Source organism: Streptosporangium sp. NPDC002721 (genome assembly GCF_042888905.1).
Classification (GTDB): domain Bacteria; phylum Actinomycetota; class Actinomycetes; order Streptosporangiales; family Streptosporangiaceae; genus Streptosporangium.
The window spans coordinates 348,675-363,115 of record NZ_JBIAQI010000006.1; the positions used below are offsets into that span (position 1 = coordinate 348,675).

Consider the following 14,441-nt stretch of genomic DNA (forward strand, 5'->3'; position numbering starts at 1 on the left):
GGTGAGACCTGCTTTGCGCACGATTCTGTGCACCGTGGGCCTGCTTCTTGCGACCATGCTGTTCCCGTCCCCGGCCAGGGCGGACAACCCGATCGTGCAGACGATCTACACCGCCGACCCGGCGCCGCTCGTCCACAACGGCCGCGTGTATGTGTACACCGGCCATGACGAGGACGGCTCGACGTACTTCACCATGCGCGACTGGAGGGTGTACTCCTCCTCGGACATGGCCAACTGGACCGACCACGGCTCCCCGATGAGCCTGGCCACCTTCGCCTGGGCCGACGCCAACGCCTGGGCCGGTCACGTCATCCCCCGCAACGGCAAGTTCTACTGGTACGTCCCGGTGCGCAACCGGGCGACCGGCGGCATGGCCATCGGTGTCGCGGTCGGCGACAGCCCCACCGGGCCCTTCCGCGACGCGCTGGGCCGCCCCCTGGTCGAGAACGGCGAGATCGACCCGCACGCGTTCATCGACGACAACGGCCAGGCCTACCTGTACTGGGGCAACCCCCGCCTGTGGTACGTCCGGCTCAACACCGACATGATCTCCTTCTCCGGCGGCGCGACCCAGATCCCTCTCACGGCCGCGGGCTTCGGCGCGCGCAGCGGCAACGCCGGCCGCCCCACCCTCTACGAGGAGGGGCCGTGGGTCTTCAAGCGCAACGGCCTCTACTACAACGTGTTCGCCGCCGAATGCTGCTCGGAGTTCATCGCCTACTCCACCGCCCCCAGCGCCACCGGGCCGTGGACCTACCGGGGAACGATCATGCCGAGGCAGGGGGCGAGCTTCACCAACCACGCCGGGATCGTCGACTTCGCCGGGAACTCGTACTTCTTCTACCACAACGGCGCCCTGCCGGGCGGCAGCGGTTACACCCGCTCGGTGGCCGTGGAGAGGTTCGCCTACAACGCCGACGGCACCATCCCGACCATCAACATGACCACCGCCGGACCACCGCAGGTCGGCACCCTCAACCCCTACGTCCGCCAGGAGGCCGAGACCGTCGCCTGGGCCTCGGGGGTCGAGACCGAACCTTCCAGCGAGGGCGGCATGAACGTCGGCTTCATCGAGAACGGCGACCACATCAAGATCAAGGGCGTCGCCTTCGGCACCGGAGCCTCCTCCTTCACCGCCCGGGTCGCCTCGGGCACCACCGGCGGCCGGATCGAGGCCCGCCTCGGCGGCGCCACCGGCACCCTCGTGGGCACCTGCACCGTCCCCGGCACCGGCGGCTGGCAGAGCTGGACCTCGGTCACCTGCCCCGTCTCCGGCGCCACCGGCACCCGCGACCTCTACCTCCGCTTCACCGGCGGCAGCGGCTACCTGTTCAACCTCAACTGGTGGCAGTTCACCCCGAGCGGCGGCAGCGGCGACGGGAACCTGCTGGTCAACGGCACGATGGAGGACGGCACGACGAACTGGACCAGCTCCGGCGGCACCCTGTCCTCCGCCACCACCGTGGCCCACGGCGGCAGCCGCTCCCTGCTCAACTCCGGCCGTACGTCGGCCTGGCAGGGCCCGCACCAGAACGTGACCGCGCGGCTCACCAACGGCAAGAGCTACGCCACGAGCGTGTGGGTCCGCTCGCAGAGCGGCACCCCGAGCGCGAAGGCGACCCTGACGCTCACCGCGAACGGCACGACGAGCTACCTCCAGCTCACCCCGGCCCAGACGGTCAACGCCGACGGGTGGACCCAGCTCACCGGCACCGCGACGGTCTCGTGGACCGGGACGCTGACCAACGCCTCCTTCTACGTCGAGACCGCCGCCGGCACCGACGGCCTCTACCTCGACGACGCCTCCTTCCAGTGACGGGAGACGCGCCGTGCCAGGACACCGGTCACCGCTGACGGCCGTCGCGGTCATGACCCTCGTCGTCCGGCGGACGGCCGGCGAGAGCACCGCCTTCGTCCCGCCCCGGCGGAACGGCTCGCTCGTGGCCGGCACGAACCCCACCTTCGACCCCATCACCGGCGACAGTGCGACCACCCCCCGGTCGCCGGCGCCCGACCATCGCGAGGAGCGACACCGATGAGAAGACAACGAGCACGGGTACTGCTGAGCCTGGCGGCGCTGACCGTGGCGCTCACCCCCGCCCCCCAGGCGCAGGCGCTGGAGAACGGTGTGGGCCGTACCCCGCCGATGGGGTGGAACACCTGGAACACCTTCGGCTGCAACATCAACGAGACCCTGATCAAGCAGACGGCCGACGCCCTGGTGAGCAACGGCATGCGTGACCTGGGTTACCAGTACGTCGTCGTCGACGACTGCTGGATGAACCCCAACCGCGACTCCGCCGGGAACCTCCAGGCCAACCTGTCGCGGTTCCCGAGCGGGATGAAGGCGCTCGGCGACTACCTGCACGCCAGAGGGCTGAAGTTCGGCATCTACCAGGCCCCCCTGGACAAGACCTGCGCCCAGTACTTCGGCTCCTACCCCGGCGCGACCGGCAGCCTCGACCACGAGGTCCAGGACGCCCGGCAGTTCGCCGCCTGGGGCGTCGACTACCTGAAGCACGACTGGTGCTCTCCCACCGGCACCATCAACGACCAGGTGCGCATCTTCGCCAAGATGCGCGACGCCCTGGCGGCCACCGGGCGGCCGATCCTCTACAGCATCAATCCCAACAGCATCCACGAGAAGACCGGCCCGCAGCGCAACTGGGGCGACGTCGCCAACATCTGGCGCACGACCGAGGACATCACCAACGCCTGGAACACCGGCCAGACCAACGGCTACCCGATGGGCATCCAGAACATCGTCAACGTCACCGTGCCGCTGGCGGGCTACGCCAAGCCGGGGGCGTTCAACGACCCGGACATGATGGAGGTCGGCCGGGGCGGCATGAACGACACCGAGATGCGCAGCCACTTCGCGCTGTGGGCCATGATGGCCTCGCCGCTGATCGCCGGGAACGACGTCCGGAACATGGACAGCGCGACCAGCACGATCCTGAAGAACCAGCACCTGATCGCCATCAACCAGGACACGCTCGGCCTCCAGGCCACCCAGATCGGCAACGACGGCACGCGCCGCATCCTGGCCAAGCGGCTGAGCAACGGCGACGTCGCGGTCGCCCTGTTCAACCAGGGCGGCAGCACGACCACGATCAGCACCACCACGTCCGCCATCGGCCTGTCCGGCAACTCCTTCACCCTGCGCGACGCCTGGAGCAACGCCGTCACCTCGACCACCGGGAACATCTCGGCGAGCGTGCCGGCGCACGGCACCGTCGTGTTCCGGGTCAGCGGCGGCACGCCCAACCCCGACCCCACGCCCACCCCCACGCCCACCGCGTCCACGTCCCCGCTCCGGGGTGTGGGGTCGAACCGGTGCCTCGACGTGACCGGCGCCTCCCAGGCCAACGGCACCCTGGTGGTGCTCTGGGACTGCAACGGCCAGAGCAACCAGCAGTGGACCGCCACGGCGGCCGGTGAGCTGCGGGTCTACGGCAACAAGTGCCTGGACGTCAACAACAACGGCACCGCCGACGGAACCGGCGTCCTCATCTGGGACTGCAACGGCCAGAACAACCAGAAGTGGCGCGTCAACTCCGACGGCACCATCACCGCCGTCGGCGCGAACAAGTGTCTGGACGTGGCCGGCAACGCCACGGCCAACAACTCCAGGATCCAGATCTGGACCTGCACCGGCGCCGCCAACCAGCGGTGGAACCGCACCTGATCGCGACATCCGGTCTTCCGGACGGCTGCCCGGCACGGTCGTCGACCGGTCCACGGCCCAACGCGGCGTGCCGGTGACCCCGCGATACGCGGGATCACCGGCACGTCATGTCATTTCATGTCGTACGAAGTGGCGAACCGGGATCGGTCAGCGACCCCAGCCCGGCGTGGTGCCGCACTTGGCCTTCGCGTTGATGCAGACCTTCACGAGCGCGCCGAGGTTCTCCGGCTTCCACGCGTTCATGAAGTCCCCGTGGATCGAGGACGGCAGGCCCGACGACAGCGACAGGCCGTCACCGCCGAGGGAGTCGTAGCCGAGCATGAACGAGAGGTTGGGGACCGCGACCGGGTAGTCGCCGGTGCAGGTGCCGTTCCTGGCCGGTCCCATGTGTGACTTGTGGTCGGGCGAGTCGATGTGCTTGCCGTCCCAGCAGTCCTGGAACGTCAGCTGGTAGATCAGGTTGCCGCCCTTCGCGCAGACGGGCCAGTTGCCGTCGTCGCTACGGCCGGTCTCCGCGCTGCCGGCGCACCAGAACTGGCCGGAGGCACCCTTCGGCGTCGGGACCTGACGCTTCGCGTCGCCCTGCACCACGACCAGGCCCGGCGGGAACGGCACGACCTCCGACGGGTCCTTGAGACGGGAGCCGTAGTACACGCGGAAGTCCTTCATCGGGACCGGCTTGCCGTTCTTCATCAGGGTCGGCGCCCAGTAGGCGCTGTTGTCCCCGGGCGCGTCACAGTTCGTGGTGCTCGCGAACAGGTCCTCCACCGTGGTGTTCGCCGTCACCTTCGGACCGAAGAAGGTGTGCATGTGGGAGGCGCCGACCAGGCCGGGCAGCACGACCGGGTCGTCCTTGGCCTCGTTGGCCACCTCGCAGTTGGTGTGGAACTCAGGGACCCTCACGATTCCCGCGGGGACCGCCTGGGGCGCGACCTTGTTGTAGGCGTCCAGGGTCTTCTTCCACGCGGCCTGGTTCACCGGCACCCAGCCACCGGCGGGGGTGGTGGTGGTCGGGGTGGCGCTGGGCTTGGGCGTCGAGCTCGGGGACGAGCTCGGCTTGGGGGTCGAGCTCGGCTTGGGCGTCGAGCTCGGGGTCGGGTTCGAGGTGCCCGAGCCGGTGCCGAAGACCTGGAACTCCCACAGCGAGACGCCGTACTGGCTGGACCGCTTGGTCGCGTACAGCCGCACGAACCGGCCGGTGGCCGACACGTTGATGGTCTGGACGCCGCCCTTGCCCGCGGTGGTGGTGTGCACCGTCTTCCAGGGACCGCTACCGCTGGAGGCGGTCTGGATCTGGAACGCCGTGGCGTAGGCGTTCTCCCAGTTGATGACGATCTGCTTGATGGCGCTGGACTTGCCGAGGTCGACCGCGAGCCACTGCGGGTCGCTGAACTTGCTGCCCCAGCGGGTGCCGGTCTTGCCGTCGACGGCGGCGGCGGCCGACAGGTCACCGCGCTCCGCCGAGGAGGCGACGGCGGTACGGCCCTGCGAGAGAGGCACGTCGGCGGCGGCGGCCGGGGAGGCGACGCTCACCGCGGAGGTGCTCAGCAGGCCGACGAGAACACCGGCCAGCGACAGTCGGCGGACCTGGCGTACGACGGACGCGCGTCCGGCTCGAATGCCGCTCGAGGCGGTTGTGCTCATAGTGAATGGAGTCCTTGTCCTGTTGGAAGTCGTGGAAGGGACCTCTGGCGACGCTCGCGGGCGCCGCTACAACAGGAGACCCGCAGGCCGCGGGCGGATAACGAAAACTTCCGGAAAGCCCGGAATATTTTTTTCGCCTCGCTCCCCGCCGTCTCCGGCCGGTGATCCCGGCTCCGCGCGGGCTCTGGGCCACGTCCTTCACCCTGGACGACCACGGCTCGGCATGGCGCTTCCTGCTCAACTCCACGATCGTGACCGGCAATGTCCTCACCTGCTCGCTGGCGGCCTGCGCGTTCGCCAGGCTGCGCTTCCGGCTGCGTACCCCCTGTTCGCCTTCATGCCGGCCACGATCATGCTGCCCCAGCACGTGGTGCTGATCCCGCAGTGCACGATCTTCCACCGGAGGGTCATTCGATCCTCACCCTCTGCCATGGGGCGCCGGTCCCGTCCATGCGCAGCGCGAACGGGTTGCCGGCGGTGATCTGCCCGGCGCGTACGCGTTCGCCGGTGAAGGCGGAGGCGTACAGGGCGGCGATGAACTCCATCGTCCGCCTGGCGTCCTGGCTGGTCACCGGGGGTGCCTCGCCCCGGTCCAGGGCGTCGAGCACGGCGCTGAACCAGTCCTGGTGACCGCTGGGCGCGGTGCCGCCGCTCCCGGCCCACAGGGAGGTCATGTCCTCATGGCCGGGGGCCGGGGTGAGGGTCCAGTCGTCGTCGGTGTAGCCGTACAGGTGCTCCACCTCGACGGTGGCGCGCTCGTAGTCGAAGCTCAACGCGCTGGTCTGGCGCGGTGAGACCACCGAGTTGACCACGGTGGCGAGCGCGCCGTTCTCGAACGTGACGATCGCCATCGACACGTCCTCGGTGTCGACGGAACGGGCCCGGCGGGCGGCGACCGCGGTGACCTCCGCCCACGGGCCGAGCACCGAAAGCAGCAGGTCGAACTGGTGGATGCCGTGCCCCATCGTCGGGCCACCGCCTTCGGACTCCCAGGTGCCGCGCCAGGACACCGCGTAGTAGGCCTCGTCGCGGTACCACCGGGTGGCGCAGGTCGCCAGCAGCGGACGGCCGAGTGCGCCGGCCTCGGTCAGGCGGCGCAGTCGCCGCGCGCCCGCGCCGAAGCGGTGCTGCAGGACGGTCGCCACATGCGCCGTCGAGCGGCGCTCGGCCTCGGCCAGGGTGTCGAACTCGGCCAGCGAGAGCGTGGCAGGCTTCTCCACCAGCACGGTCACGCCCGCCTCCAGGCACTCCAGCGCCAGCGGCGTGTGCAGGAGCGGCGGGGTGCACAGGTGGACCAGGTCGACCTCGTGCTCGCGCAGCAGTTCGGTCAGGCCGCCGTGGGCCGCGGGGACGTTCCAGGTGCCGGCGAAGTCCCTGGCCCGGCCGAGGTCGATGTCGGCCACGGCGACGAGCGAGGCCCGGCCGTCACAGGCGGCGAGCGCACCGGCGTGGGCGGTGGCGATAGCGCCGGTGCCGACGATCGCGGCCCGGTGTTTACGTTCGGACATGAGTTCCTTCACTGGGGGTCAGGCGTCGTCGATCTCGGCCCGGGGTTCTCTGACGAAAGAGGCGGCCGCCCGATCCGGCGTCACTTTACTCGGCCTGCCCGGCCCTTTCACCGCCGCTTCGGGCCGGCTCGCCCTCGGCCAGAGGCTCAGCGCCGCACGGGCGTCCGGCGGGCTCGTCACGCGATGTAGGGAAGTTGCTCCGGCTGCACCCGTCCCAGCAGCGGCGTGCCACTGAGGAACCGGCTCACCTCGGCCACCGCGAACTCGCCGAGACGCCGCATCTCACGGCCCTGCGCCCCCGCCAGGTGCGGGGTGACCAGGACGTTGGGCAGGCCGAGGTTCTCCGAGCCTGATCGGGACTGGCGCCACTGGAAGAACATCACCCCGTCGGCGCCTCGCGCGACGGCCTGCACGCTGAGGGCCGCCATCTGCCCCGGCGCCTTCGGCGCGTTGCTCGCACGCCAGTTGACCGCGTCCGGGGCCTGTTCCATGAGGACCCACGGAATCCCCGGTTTGAGGGAGCGCATGAGGTCCCGGGTGAAGGCCGCTTCCCGGAACGAGGCGGGGTCGGCCGGATCGGGGTAGCTGTCGTCGGCGACCAGGTCCAGGTCCGCCGCCCACGAGCGGTAGTCGATCGGCTCGAACGCGCCCATGAAGTTCGTGGTGACGGGCTGGACGCCACCCGCGGCGCGGATGATCGACTTTTCCATGCGGTAGAGCTCGAGCATCGCGTCGGAGGTGAAGCGCTTGAAGTCCAGGAGACCGGAGGGGTTGACGCTGTAGGGCGCGAGCCGGGGCGGGACGACCTCCTCGGCGCGGTAGCCGGTGTGCCGGGTCAGCCACAGGGGGTGGGCGATGTCCAGCGGCTTGCCGGAACACGTCGGTATCGGGATTGGACACGGTGTGGTTGAACGCCGGCAGCGAGGTGTGCGCGCCGATCCGGACCGCGTCACCGAGCTCGATGTCACCGCGGACGACGGTGTAAGGGTTGATCGTGCAGTCCCGGCCGGTCAGCAACGACCCCGTCAGGTACGCGCCCGCGGCGATGTAGCTGCGCGAGCCGAGTCGCAGGACGTCGTTCTGCACCGCCGCGAGCTCGGAGACGAAGCACGACCCGGCGAACTCGAAGCCAGGATGGTCCTCGGTGAGCCGGCACCGCAGGTCGAGCTGCCGAGAACGCTCATCCGCACCGGCCTTGGACCAGAAGGACCAGGGTGAGTAGTCGAAGTGGCGACGAGCCGACGTCGCGTCGGCCTCGGGATGAGTTTCGGTCACGGTGGTCCATTCCGGGATGGCACCCCCTGTGGCCCGCCCTGTGAAGCGATTCCGGTCTCCTAAGGATGATGAAAACGTTTACTATCTCGTGAGCCAAAACCGTATGCCGGTGTTCTCCTTCCCGCAAGGGGCGCCGGGCGGGAGGCGTCCACCGGCCGCAGGGCCGCGACCCGGCTCGACCATCTCGGCACGCTGTCTGAATCACCTGCCGGGCGTGGCTTCCGACGAATGACGGACGCCCTTTCCCCCGATGCGGCGCCTCTTGACAGAGGATCTGGGGCGTGATGCCATCGGTCCTCAGTAAACGCTTTAACAATAAGTCGTTTCACTGGGTTACGCCTCCTCGAACGGAGCGCGCCCCTGGCCGCGATGTCCCGACGAGATCTGCTCTCAAGCATCTGCTCTCAAGCACGGCGGCGGTGCCGCATGACAGCCCGGCATGAACGCCGGACCCGCGTGTGCCGAGGCCACGCACGAGGCCGTTGCGACGGTGAGCGGCCCGCTCGTGGACGGAGTCCGCCCGAAGTGGCCGAAGGGCGGCGCGCTCACGTTCCCTCACCAGAAAAGGAAACCGATGATGACAGGAAATCGACGCGGCGGCACGCGCCGCCTGAGGGCACTGGCGCTCTGCGCCCCGACCGGCCTGACGGTCGGCGTGGCCACGGTGCCGGCGGTGTCCGCCCCGGTACCGGCACAGGCCCAGGCCGCCGGTCACAGCGCGGGTCCGCGGCTCATGGAACGGCTCGATCGCGGCGTGGTGGCCGTACGGTCGGGCGAGAAGGAGGTGCTGGTCAGCTGGCGTTTGCTCGGACTCGACCCCAAGAGCGTCGGCTTCGACGTCGAGCGGTCCACCGACGGCGGGCCGTACCGCAAGCTCAACCGCGATGTTCTCACCAAGGGCACCAACTACGTCGACGTCGGCCACAACGACGGTGTCACGGTCTACGACCTCGACGGCGACGGCCGGGCCGAGGTGGCCGTCCGGGTCGCCGACGGCGTCACCTTCGGCGACGGCACCCAGCACACCGAGACCGACGACGTCCGCCAGTCCATCGCCATCCTCGACGGCCGCACCGGTGCCCCCAGGGCGACCGCCCCCGTCCCGGACGACTACCTCGCCGACGGCCCTGTGTACGCCCGCTTCGGCGTCGGCCACCTGGACGGCCGCACTCCCAGCCTCGTGGCGTACATGAAGAACCGCGTCGGCAACGGCGGCTTCAACCTCATGTACAGCGCCTGGAGGTTCGACGGCCACTCGCTGAACCGGCAGTGGAAGTTCCTGCGCGGCGGGCAGGATCTCCCCGACGGGCACAACACCCGCATCGTAGACGTCGACGGCGACGGCCGCGACGAGGTCGGCGAGATCGGGTTCCTGCTCAACGGCGACGGCACCCTGCGCTACAGCCTCGCCCCGCGGGGGATCATCCACGGTGACCGGTGGTTCATCGCGGACATCGACCCCGCCCCAGCCGAACATCGGGTACGCCGGCCCGCCCCGTGGCGAGTGACCCCGACGGATCAGCCCGGTCCGACGCGATCGCGGCGGGTGCCCGCGCTCGCCTGACCGGCGGATTCGTCTCAGGTGCGCCTCATCACCTGTGGCCACGCCCGGTCACCGCCGCAAGCGGGTCGGAGCCGTTTTTCCACACTCCCCCGATCCTCGCTCGCCGAAGAGATCCGTCGACGACGGACAACGTCGGTGATGGTGCTTCGCCCGGTCGGCGCCGCCTTCGCGACGTGGAGGCGAGGGGCCCGGCACTGTTCGTAACGTTCCCTGCCATATGGCACCGCGAGACAGGTCAATGCCATGACAAGTACCCCCTATCCCCTCCGCCGAATTCTGCTCAGCGTTCTCAGCGCGCTGGCGCTGGTACCGGTGGTCGCCCTCGCGGGCGCCTCGCCGGCCAGCGCCGACACCACCCAGTTCAGGGGCGTGAACTGGGCCGTACCGGGCGACAATTTCGTCACAGGCCCGCTCGTCCTCGACGGACTGAGCCAGTCCGACGGCTACGCGACCGTCCTGGCCAAGGCGGAGGCCGTCTACGACGGGTTCGAGAGCCGGCTCGGCGTCAACACCGTCCGGTTACCGGTCAACACCCACACCGTCGGTTCGGCGTGGTGGAACGCCTACCGCGGCACGATCGACGCCGCCACCGCGCGAGGATTCAAGGTGATCCTCGCCTACTGGGAGGACGGCGCGGCCTCCGGCGGCCGGGTCATCGACACGGCCGCCTTCAACTCCATGTGGAACACCGTGACCGCCCAGTACGGCTCCAACGACCTGGTCTACCTCGAGCCCATGAACGAGCCCCACGGCTACAGCGCCTCCGAGTGGACGAACATGGCCGCCTCGTGGATCAGCGCCCGCCCGTCGATCCCGAAGGGCCGGATCCTCGTGGGCGGAACCGGCTACAGCCAGGACATCAGGCCGGTCTGCGCCGACAACCGTCTCGCCGGGACGCTGCTGTCCTATCACCACTACGCCTTCTTCTACGGCGAGAAGGACTATGCCGGCTGGGTCCAGAGCTTCCGCGAGCGGCTGGGCTCCTGCGCCTCGCGCGCGGTCACGACCGAGTTCGGCGCTCAGATGGACTTCGGCCTGAACTACGACGACGCGGGCAGCACCAACAACTTCGTCCGGTACTTCCGCGCCGTCACCGACTCCATGCGGGAGCTTCGCATGGGCTCGGTCTACTGGCCCGCGCTCGGGGGAAAGATCAGCGAGTACGGCTACGACCGCTACTCCATCTTCGCCCTTCAGGGCAGCGGCACCAACGTGACCTTGAGCATCCGCAACTCCACCGGCGCCGAGCGCCTCAGGTACGGCTGGGGTGACGGCGGGGGTGGCACTCCCGCGACGGTCACCCTCACGGCACGGCACTCGGGCAAGTGCGTCGACGTGGTTAGCGCGTCCGCGGCGGACGGGGCCGAGATCGCCCAGTACGGCTGCAACGGCGGCGGCAACCAGCGCTGGGAGGTCCGGGACCTCGGCACCGGCTATCACCAGATCGTCGCCGGACACTCCGGCAAATGCCTCGACGTGGACGCGGCCTCGACCGCCGACAACGCCAGGATCATCCAGTGGACCTGCAACAGCGGGCAGAACCAGCAGTGGCAGGCCCAGGACGCCGGGAGCGGCCGGGTGCGGCTGGTCGCACGCCACTCCGGCAAATGCCTTGACGTCCCGAGCAGTTCCACCGCCGACGGCACCCGCCTGATCCAGTACACCTGCGGCAGCGGGCAGAACCAGCAGTTCACCCGGAACGCGGCACAGGCTTGATTCGCTTCGTCTACCTGAACGTCTTCGGCATCACCGGGGCGTTGGCCTGAAGGAGCCGGGCCCGAAAGACCGTCAGCAGGGCAGCCCGGGTTCGTGCTCAACGGACGGCGGTGTCGATGCGACCGGCCAAGACGCGGGTGTACCGCTTGGTCAGTCGCATCGGCACCGCCGTCTCGCTCCTGGGCACCGCGACCGCGTGCGCGATCCCGGCGCTCTCCGGCCGCGGCCGAAACCTCCTTGATCAGGAGTTACACCGGGTTCTTCGGCTCCGGCTCACTTCCGGTGGCAACGGAACGTGCGCGTCATGCCGACGTCGCCGACCCAGATGAGGCGCGGTTCACAGGGAGGTGGCGCGACTCCTCCCGTCGCTCGCCGGTGGTGCCCGGTATTCCCGCCGGGGCGCGAGCCCGGCGGCGGGCGATGAGGGCGCGGTGGCCCTGATCGCTACAGCGTGCCGCACTGTCCTGACTTCGGGCCCGTCACGGCGTTGGTGAATCCGTTGTTCACCGGCGGTGCGGCGTTGCCGCCGCACGACAACGGGCCGTTGATCTCGTTCCCGGCGATCACGTTCCACCGTTGTGTCCCGGTCACCGCCAGCCGGCCGATGATCGTGTTCCGGGCACAACCCAGCCGTGGGTTGCCGAACGTCACCGACGAGGTCCCGGACACGCTCACCGGCCCGAGGACCTCGGTGTCGCAGACCACGACGGTACCGGCGCCTTCCGCGTTCACCGGGCCTCTGATCACCGCGTCGTTCACCTGCAGTGAGGCTCCGGCGCGCACCGACACCGGGCCCGAGACCGTCGCTCGGTCCAGGCATGTCACGCCACGGGTCACCGTCAGCTGCCCGGAGTACCGGCCGGTGATCGTCCGGTCGCAGTGAAGGGCGACGTACGCGCCGACCACGTCGACCACCGCCGTCACCGGCCCGAACGCGGTGGAACCGCGGATCGTGAGCCGGCCGGCCGCGCCGGTCCCGCCGTCCGGTACCGCGTCCCACACCACCGAGGCCGGCGTGGTCGAACCGTCCGCCGTGGTCAGCACCCGCACCGAATCCGGTAAGGCGATTTCGCCGCCGACCCGTGCGGCCGAGTACACGGTGTCCTCCACCACGTGCGACGCGTGACTCTTGCTGAAGACGTCGATCGAGGCGTTCGGCTCATACGTGCGCGTCATTCCGGGAACGGCGCGGAACAGGGATTCCCATCTCGCCGGCTCCCACGCCAGCACGCCCAGTCCCCGGTTGTCCGGGATGTCGTTGACGATCTGGAACACGCGCTGCAAGGCGTCCGCCTGCCCCTGGACGGTTCGCGGATACGGCGAGTTGGGAAGCGGGGTTCCGTTCCCGCCCGAGGCCGGGTACGACGTCTCGGCAACCTCGATCTCGTACGTGGGGTGCGCCGCCGCCACGGCGTTGACGACGGACTCGTAGTACTCCGGCGACCCGTGCCACTGCGGGTAGTACGAGTGGGCGATGACGTCCGTGTCGACGCCCTTGGCCTTGATCCGGGTCAGGTACTGGTTCCAGAACTCGAGCGTCTTGCCCTCGATGCCGCTGGTGATGACGTGCGTCTCGACCTTGATGTCCTTGTCGTGGGCGGCCGACACATCCCGGACCGCGCGGATGCCCGCCGCGGAGAGCGTGGTGAAGCGGTCCCACGCCTCGTCGTACAGCCGCCGCTGGTCCGGGTCGGTGGAGCGCCAGTAGTTCCAGAGCAGGCCGCCGCCGGGTTTCGACTGGTAGATCCCCGGCTGGTCCCGGAAGTACGGCGGGCTGGTCACGCCGGCCAGCGCGGCCTCACTGCCGAACATGAAGCCGTTCGCGATCTCGTTGCCGACGGCCACCTTGTCGGGTGTCGTGCCCTGCTCGATCAGCCGCTCGACGTAGGCGTAGGTGTAGTCGTACACGGCTTTGGTCAGATCATCGAACTCCAGCTGGGCCCAGGCCCGCGGCTTGGGCTGCTTCGACGGATCGGCCCACGAGTCCGCGTAGTGGAAGTCGACGCCCAGGCCCATGTTCCGTGCCTTGACCCACTTGGCCACCTCAGCCGATCGCTCCGGACCCTGGTACGGCGTGGCCAGCGGATCGCCCGTGTCCTCGCTTCGGGGTTCGTTGAAGATGCGCAGCCGGGTGTACTCGAAGCCACGATCCTTGAGCACGTCGAGCAGGTGGGGGCCCGCGCCCCGATCCTCCTCCAAGGGGTTCACCCAGTAGCTGCGCCCTTCGGCGACGTCGTTGTCGACCCAGGAGGCGTCGGAGCCGAGCACCAGCTCCTCGCGCAGGTAGTTGTAAACGCCGAGTTCGCTGATCCCCACGGTCGCGCCGGGCGACGCTCCCGTGATCCTCACCCGTACGTACCTCGTCCCCGGCTGGGTGAAGAGGTCGACCGATCCGCGGCCTGGCCGGTGGTTGGCCGAATGGTCGGCGATGACGCGCCAGCCGGCGCCGTCCGCCGACGACTCGATCACGTACTGGTAGACCGCTCCCGCGTCCGGGAAGACGACCCTGACCTTCCTCACGTTGTCGTAGGTCCCGCCCAGATCGAGGGTCAGCCACTGGCGCGAAGGCGTGGCCCCGGCGATCCACGCGGTCTGCTCGTCCTGGTCGATCGCCAGGTCTGCGGTGGAGGCCCCGCTGCCGGCCTTGACGCCCGCCCATGACTTGGCGCTGAGGTTGCTCTCGATCGGCTTGATCCGCGCGTCGCCGTGCAGCGCGGAGGCCGGGAGGGCCGGCCCGAACGTCGCCGCGCCGCAGAGCAGCGAGATCGTGGTGGTGATGCCTAATATCGTGCGGAGGGGATGCCTGCGCGTCATTTCCTGTTTCCCATCTCTGCCCGAGCTTGTGGCCGGTGAACACGGCGCCCTGGGCGGCCGCGTGTGACGGATGCCGTCTCCGCACGGCTGAGAGGCCAGGGCGGTCCCGCTCTCGGACGCCCCGGCCTCTCAGCGGTGGGTCATCGGATCCTGGGTACGGGGACCTTGGCCCAGTCGAGGTCGGTGGCCAGGTAGAAGCCGGGGTAGGCGGGCTGGTTGTAGCCCGTCTGCT

General features: G+C 69.4%; 10 protein-coding genes. 6 read left to right on the plus strand and 4 right to left on the minus strand.

The annotated features are described in order from the left end of the window. The first annotated feature begins 34 nt into the window (after positions 1 to 34). Genes ACFYWM_RS10710 through ACFYWM_RS10720 form a run of 3 tightly spaced genes read left to right on the plus strand, consistent with a single transcriptional unit; the run spans position 35 to position 3,688 of the window. Complete coding sequence (locus tag ACFYWM_RS10710; protein ID WP_389911892.1) at positions 35 to 1,816, plus strand: family 43 glycosylhydrolase; 1,782 nt, start codon at positions 35 to 37, stop codon at positions 1,814 to 1,816. A 13-nt stretch (positions 1,817 to 1,829) separates the two neighbouring features. Next, complete coding sequence (locus ACFYWM_RS10715; protein WP_389911895.1) at positions 1,830 to 2,039, plus strand: hypothetical protein; 210 nt, start codon at positions 1,830 to 1,832, stop codon at positions 2,037 to 2,039. Beyond that, positions 2,036 to 3,688 (plus strand): glycoside hydrolase family 27 protein, encoded by a 1,653-nt coding sequence (locus ACFYWM_RS10720; protein WP_389911897.1) that lies wholly within the window; start codon positions 2,036 to 2,038, stop codon positions 3,686 to 3,688. Before ACFYWM_RS10715 ends, ACFYWM_RS10720 begins: the two co-directional genes overlap by 4 nt. Before the next feature lie 147 nt (positions 3,689 to 3,835). Here the strand turns inward: ACFYWM_RS10720 and ACFYWM_RS10725 are convergent, their stop codons facing one another. Then, positions 3,836 to 5,332: a DUF1996 domain-containing protein gene (locus ACFYWM_RS10725; RefSeq protein WP_389911900.1), complete on the minus strand. Its 1,497-nt coding sequence runs from the start codon at positions 5,330 to 5,332 to the stop codon at positions 3,836 to 3,838. Positions 5,333 to 5,493: 161 nt separating this feature from the next. On the opposite strand from ACFYWM_RS10725, the gene ACFYWM_RS10730 reads away from it, so the two are divergent. After that, positions 5,494 to 5,709 carry a hypothetical protein gene (locus ACFYWM_RS10730; protein WP_389911903.1) on the plus strand — a complete coding sequence of 72 codons (216 nt, stop codon included), beginning with the start codon at positions 5,494 to 5,496 and terminating at the stop codon, positions 5,707 to 5,709. A gap of 30 nt (positions 5,710 to 5,739) precedes the next feature. On the opposite strand, the gene ACFYWM_RS10735 is transcribed toward ACFYWM_RS10730, so the two are convergent. Continuing rightward, positions 5,740 to 6,840, minus strand: a complete 1,101-nt coding sequence (locus ACFYWM_RS10735) for a Gfo/Idh/MocA family protein (RefSeq protein WP_389911906.1) — start codon at positions 6,838 to 6,840, stop codon at positions 5,740 to 5,742. A gap of 176 nt (positions 6,841 to 7,016) precedes the next feature. After that, a complete protein-coding gene (locus tag ACFYWM_RS10740; protein WP_389911909.1) occupies positions 7,017 to 7,808 on the minus strand; it encodes a beta-galactosidase in 792 nt (263 codons plus the stop codon). 884 nt (positions 7,809 to 8,692) lie between these two features. Between ACFYWM_RS10740 and ACFYWM_RS10745 the strand changes: the two genes are divergently transcribed. Together ACFYWM_RS10745 and ACFYWM_RS10750 are read left to right on the plus strand one after the other, a co-directional pair. Continuing rightward, positions 8,693 to 9,679, plus strand: coding sequence for a hypothetical protein (locus tag ACFYWM_RS10745; protein WP_389911912.1), 987 nt, complete (start codon positions 8,693 to 8,695; stop codon positions 9,677 to 9,679). A gap of 243 nt (positions 9,680 to 9,922) precedes the next feature. Next, positions 9,923 to 11,395: an RICIN domain-containing protein gene (locus tag ACFYWM_RS10750; RefSeq protein ID WP_389911914.1), complete on the plus strand. Its 1,473-nt coding sequence runs from the start codon at positions 9,923 to 9,925 to the stop codon at positions 11,393 to 11,395. Positions 11,396 to 11,839: 444 nt separating this feature from the next. On the opposite strand, the gene ACFYWM_RS10755 is transcribed toward ACFYWM_RS10750, so the two are convergent. Then, positions 11,840 to 14,209, minus strand: coding sequence for a glycosyl hydrolase 53 family protein (locus ACFYWM_RS10755; RefSeq protein ID WP_389911916.1), 2,370 nt, complete (start codon positions 14,207 to 14,209; stop codon positions 11,840 to 11,842). Positions 14,210 to 14,441 lie beyond the last annotated feature (232 nt).

Excerpts from the sequence above, each read along its gene's own strand:
- ACFYWM_RS10735 (WP_389911906.1), bottom strand. The coding sequence starts at position 6,840 with ATGTCCGAACGTAAACACCGGGCCGCGATCGTCGGCACCGGCGCTATC.
- ACFYWM_RS10725 (WP_389911900.1), bottom strand. The coding sequence starts at position 5,332 with ATGAGCACAACCGCCTCGAGCGGCATTCGAGCCGGACGCGCGTCCGTC.
- ACFYWM_RS10755 (WP_389911916.1), bottom strand. The coding sequence starts at position 14,209 with ATGACGCGCAGGCATCCCCTCCGCACGATATTAGGCATCACCACCACG.
- ACFYWM_RS10750 (WP_389911914.1), top strand. The coding sequence starts at position 9,923 with ATGACAAGTACCCCCTATCCCCTCCGCCGAATTCTGCTCAGCGTTCTC.
- ACFYWM_RS10720 (WP_389911897.1), top strand. The coding sequence starts at position 2,036 with ATGAGAAGACAACGAGCACGGGTACTGCTGAGCCTGGCGGCGCTGACC.
- ACFYWM_RS10745 (WP_389911912.1), top strand. The coding sequence starts at position 8,693 with ATGACAGGAAATCGACGCGGCGGCACGCGCCGCCTGAGGGCACTGGCG.